At 71.3% G+C, this 1114-nt stretch carries 1 protein-coding gene and 1 pseudogene; both read left to right on the top strand.

Annotated features, from left to right (window positions below; all coding sequences use genetic code 11):
• The first annotated feature begins 110 nt into the window (after positions 1 to 110).
• On the top strand, positions 111 to 875 hold the full coding sequence (locus tag NQ160_RS24085; protein ID WP_257517494.1) for an SDR family oxidoreductase: 765 nt from the start codon (positions 111 to 113) through the stop codon (positions 873 to 875).
• A 4-nt stretch (positions 876 to 879) separates the two neighbouring features.
• Positions 880 to 1114, top strand: a pseudogene (locus tag NQ160_RS24080) (S9 family peptidase); the annotation flags it as partial.

The raw sequence follows: 1114 nt of genomic DNA, 5'->3' as shown, positions 1-1114 counted from the left end.
CTCCATCGGTCCTTGAGGGAACCCTAACACCGGGTCAGGACGCCGGTGCTTGCTAGGCTCGGATGGCCCGGCGACGCCCGTTCCGGGTCCCCGAGACAGGAGCGCCGCCCATGTCCCAGATCCTGCCTGCCGGCTCCCTTCGTGGAAAGACGGCGCTCGTCACCGGCTCGTCCCGAGGAATCGGCGCCGACACGGTGCGGTACCTCGCGGAGGCCGGCGCGAACGTCGTCATAAACTTCCGAAACAAGGCGCCGCGCGCCGAGAAGCTGGCCACGCAGCTGCGTGAGCTCGGCGTCGAGGTGCTCGTCGTCGGGGCCGACCTCACCGACGCCGACGCCGTGCGGGCGATGTTCGCCGAGGTGGAGCGCACCTTCGGCGGGTTGGACATCCTCGTGCTCAATGCCTCCGGCGGCATGGAGTCCGGCATGGCGGAGGACTACGCACTGACCCTCAACCGCGACGCCCAGGTCGGCGCGCTGCAGGCGGCGCTGCCGCTGCTGCACGAGGGTTCCCGCGTCGTGTTCGTCACAAGCCACCAGGCGCACTTCATCCGCACGACGCCGACGATGGCGGAGTACGAGGTCGTGGCTCTGTCCAAGCGGGCCGGCGAGGATGCCCTGCGCGAGCGGATCGGTGAGCTCGACGAGCGCGGCATCGGCTTCGTCGTCGTCTCGGGGGACATGATCGAGGGCACCATCACCGCCACCCTGCTCGAACGGGCGAACCCCGGAGCCATCGCCTCGCGGCGCGAGTCGGCCGGCAAGCTCTACAACGTGTCGGAGTTCGCCGCCGAGGTCGCGCGGGCGGCGGTCGACCCGGTACCGGAGGACCACACTCGTCTCGTGGGCGACACCGGTTCGTTCGAGGGCGAGTGACCTCATGCGGGCCCAGGACATCGACGCGCTCGTCTCGGTGGGAAGGCCCGCCCTGTCGCCCGACGGTGCGTTCGCGATCTTCGCCACCTCGCGGCCCGATGTGTCCGCGAACCGCGACGTCGGACAGCTCTGGCGCCTCGACCTGCCCGACGGCGCCCCGCGCCGGCTGACACGCGGCGTCGCCGACGCCTCGCCACGGCTCCGCCCCGACGGCGCAGTCGTCGCCTTCCTGCGCGAGG

The organism is Microbacterium sp. zg.Y909 (genome assembly GCF_024626565.1).
The sequence above is the reverse complement of the archived record's forward strand: the minus strand, read 5'-3'. Positions and strand labels throughout refer to the sequence as shown.

Excerpts from the sequence above, each read along its gene's own strand:
- NQ160_RS24085 (WP_257517494.1), top strand. The coding sequence starts at position 111 with ATGTCCCAGATCCTGCCTGCCGGCTCCCTTCGTGGAAAGACGGCGCTC.